Origin of the sequence: Streptomyces sp. NPDC058691, from assembly GCF_042714775.1 — a bacterium.
Lineage (GTDB): Bacteria > Actinomycetota > Actinomycetes > Streptomycetales > Streptomycetaceae > Actinacidiphila.
Window position 1 is genome coordinate 77584 of record NZ_JBHXSO010000041.1, and the last position, 3626, is coordinate 81209.

The following is a 3626-nucleotide window of genomic DNA, read 5'->3' on the forward strand; positions in this document are numbered from 1 at the left end:
CCCACCTATATAAAACCCAAAAATCGCGTGGGCCGCTTCTTTTTTTTATAACCCACCGATCGCCCCCTCTGGGGCGTTTTGGGGGCGCCGCGCCCCCCCCCCGGACCTCCGGGCGGGCCGCTCCGCTTCTGCGCTTCTACAGCTTCTTCTCCAGCAGCGTGACCGCGTACGGGCTGCCCTTGCCGCCCTGTTTGCGCGGCTGCTCCCCGGCGACCGTGTAGCCCGCCGCCTCGTACCAGCCGCGCAGCCGCGCGTTGCCGGCCACGCAGTCCAGCCGGGCCCAGTGGCGTCCGGCGGCGGCGATGCGGCGTTCGGCCTCGGCGAGCATCGCCCGGCCGGCGCCGCGCGGGGCCGTCGCACGGTCCACCATCAGCCGGTGCACATACCCGGCGTCCGGCGGCCGCACGCCCCAGGCGGGCTCGTCCGTCCACCACAGCTCCCAGCCGCCGACGATCCGGCCGCCGTTCTCGGCGAGCCACACCTCGCCCTCGGCCATGCGGGCCCGGAAGTGGTCCTCGCCCAGCTCGCCGGGCTTCCACTGGTCGATGCCCTGTTCCAGCATCCAGCGTGCGGCCCCGTCCCTGAGCCGTACGAGGAGGGGGGCGTCGGAGTGGTCCGCGAGCCGGAAACCGAGGTCGTTCATGCCGCCATTGTCGCCGACCGCCTCCCGGGCCCCCGCCGGGCGCACTCCGAAGGGCTCAGCGGCCAGGTGGTCCGGTGGCGGGGGAGGGCCACCGGACCACCTGGCCCGGAGGGATCAGCGCAGGGTCGTGATGTCGGTGCCCGAGTCGAGCACCGCCGACAGTTCGGCCCGGGCGCCCTGCTTCGCCGGTACCGCCATCGTCGGGCCCTGCGCGGCACCGGTCACGCCGCCGGTGGCGGTGATCCGGGCGACGTCGGGGCTGCCCGCGGCCAGCAGGTACCAGTGCCCGGCCGTGGACTTCCACAGCACCCCGGCCAGCACCCGCGGCACCGAACGGCCGCATGCCCCGGTGTCCTTGGTGCTCTGGCCCACCGGCGCGCCCGGGCTCGTCGGCTCGGCGACCGGCGGCAGGAACAGCGCCAGGGCCCGGCCGTCCGTGCCCGTCCAGGTGTCGGCGCGGGTGCACACCCAGGCCGCCTGGCCGTTGTCCTCGGGCAGCCGCTGCTGGGCGTACTGCCAGGCGTTGACCGTGCGCACCCCCATGCCCCGCATCGAGCCGAGGTGGCAGGCCGTGCGCGCCCAGCTCGCCAGGGCGTCCTTGCCGTCGGCCTCGACCGGTGCGGTGCCGCCCACCGGCTGGTACGTCAGGTGCACCGGCACCAGGTCACCCAGGTCGGTGAGGAGGAACGGCCGGCCCGTGCCCACGCCCTCCGCCGCCTGGAACTGCAGTGCCGGCCAGGATGTGCCGCACGGCCCGTTCGCGCCGTTCGGGGAGGTCCCGCCGTCGGCACCCGGCATCCGCACCGGGTCCGTCACGCCGTCCGCCGTCCGGTGCAGTTTCTGCTCGGGCCGTCCCGGCCCGAGCAGATCACGGGACGCCGTCCCGGTCACCCAAGGGGCGGTCAGGAAACGCGTGTTGCCGTCGGTCCGGCCCAGCACCACGGCGGCGGTCGACACGTCCGCGCCGTCCACCCGTGTGAAGTCCAGTGCCGCCTGGCCCTTGCCGTCGCGGGGCTCCGCGTAGCGCACGAGCCGCAGGCCGTCGTACATCAGCACCACGCCGGCGGCATCCACATCGCCCGCGTACAGCAGTTGCGGGGGCTGCGCGGGCAGGCCCTCGGTGGTGCCCTTGGTGGCCGAGACCGCCACCCGGTCGCCGGGGTGCGCCCAGACGTCGAGCGCCCGGCCCAGCAGCGCCGCGTCCTTGGCGCGGCCGCCGCGGGCCGGCCACACGGTGAAGTCGACCCGGGAGGCACGTGTCCACGCGCCGCCGTCCACCCGGACCAGCTTCGCCGGATCGAGGAATCCCGCGCCGTACGCGTTCGGGGAGCCGCCGGCCGAGTACGGCTCCGGCCCGCCGCCCAGTACGGCCACCAGGACCGCCGTGACGGCCACCGCGGCGGCCGCGATCAGCCCTGCCCGGCCGTGCTGCCGCCTGCGCAGCAGATCCGTCGGCCTGGCCTGCACCGTGCACGGGTCGAAGCCGCCCGCGCCGAGCAGCCCGTACGGGACCGCCTCCGCGGACTTGAGCGCGGCCCGCGGGTCGGGCGCGTCGGCGGCGGCGAGCAGCTTGCGCACCTCGCGGCCGTCGGTGCGCCGCAGGTTCTCCAGCTCCAGCAGGGCGTACGCCGCCCGCGCCGGGGCGTCGAGACCGGCCAGCGCCCGGTCCAGGGCCGCCTCGTCCGTCCCGCCCGCCTTCGGGTGCAGCCGCAGGCCCCAGACGTGCGGCGGCAGGACGCCCGTCGCCGCCTTCCGCAGCCAGCCGCGCGCGCCCTCCTCCTGCTCGAACGCCAGCGCCGCGCACAGCACTTCCTGCCGCATCAGCGCGTAGGACCGGTCGACCGGCCCGCGCGGCCCGGGCACCCCCAGCGACGCCGGGTCCGGCTCGCTCGCCGACCTCGGCAGGGTGCGCTGCACCAGGGTGTGCGCGGTCATCACGCGGCGGTGCCTGCCGAGCCCCGCGGGCAGGATCAGATACGCCAGCCGCACCAGATGCGGGTAGTTCTCGACGAGCGCGGCCTCGGCCTCCTCGACGTCCACGATCACGGGGGCGCCGCGCCGGGTCCGGGTGGCGGTCGCTTGTTGAGAAGTCACGTTCCGTAGAACGAGTGAATACCGGGTTGGTCACCCCGCCGCGCGCCGGACGGATCCGTCGAGGCCCGGAAGAATCCATCGCCACACGGGATATGACGAGGTGTGAGGTCGAACGGGCATCGAGTACGACGTCCGGATTCCGCCGGACCGCGCGCCCGTGCGCGGCGAGGCTGGAGGCATGACCACGACGTACACCTCCCCTTTCCGTGTCCGCGCCATCGCCCCGGCCGTCCTGGAGCGACTGCGCGCCACCGACGACGCGGGGCTGACGCCCGAGCCCTCCGCGGATGCCGAGGGCGGCGCCCCGCTGCGCTGCTGCCTGCGGCGGAGCACCCCCGGTGAGCGCATCGCCCTTGTCGCGTACGCCCCGTTGCGCCGCTGGGCGGCCGCGACCGGCGCGCGGCCCGGCCCGTACGACGAGACCGGTCCCGTCTTCGTCCACGCCGCGGCGGAGGACTGCCCGGGGCCGCCCACGGGCACCGGGTACGCCCCGGCGCTCGGCCTCCACGGCGAACGGCGGGTCCTGCGCTCGTACGACGCCGAGGGCCGCATCCTCGGCGGCCGCCTGGTGCGGCTCAGCGCGGAGGAGGCCGCCGCCGGTGCCGCCGAGGCCGTGCTCGCCACCCGCTTCGCGGACCCGCGGGTCGCGCTGGTGCACGTGCGGGCCGTGGAGTACGGCTGCTTCCTCTACGAGGCCGTGCGCGCGGACTGAGACCGCACGCGCCGAGGGCGCCGCGCCCGTCGCCGTGACGGGTGCGGCGCCCTCGGCGCGGAGACGGAAGGCTTCTCGGACCTCAGACGAGGTCGGCCTTTTCCAGGGCGGTGCAGCAGGTGTCGACGATGAGGCGGGTGACGGTGTAGGGGTCGACGTTGGCGTTGGGGCGCCGGT

3 protein-coding genes are annotated in these 3626 nt (G+C 75.6%); 1 reads left to right on the forward strand and 2 read right to left on the reverse strand.

Translation table 11 applies throughout. The features are described from left to right. Window positions 1–136: 136 nt before the first annotated feature. Both ACFWVC_RS26505 and ACFWVC_RS26510 read right to left on the reverse strand, forming a co-directional pair. The gene (locus ACFWVC_RS26505; protein ID WP_384291111.1) at window positions 137–643 is read right to left on the reverse strand and encodes a GNAT family N-acetyltransferase; all 507 of its coding nucleotides are present in this window, start codon (window positions 641–643) and stop codon (window positions 137–139) included. Window positions 644–757: 114 nt separating this feature from the next. Continuing rightward, window positions 758–2737, reverse strand: coding sequence for a hypothetical protein (locus ACFWVC_RS26510; RefSeq protein ID WP_384291117.1), 1980 nt, complete (start codon window positions 2735–2737; stop codon window positions 758–760). 178 nt (window positions 2738–2915) lie between these two features. On the opposite strand from ACFWVC_RS26510, the gene ACFWVC_RS26515 reads away from it, so the two are divergent. Continuing rightward, the gene (locus tag ACFWVC_RS26515; RefSeq protein ID WP_384291122.1) at window positions 2916–3449 is read left to right on the forward strand and encodes a DUF1203 domain-containing protein; all 534 of its coding nucleotides are present in this window, start codon (window positions 2916–2918) and stop codon (window positions 3447–3449) included. Window positions 3450–3626: the final 177 nt, after the last annotated feature.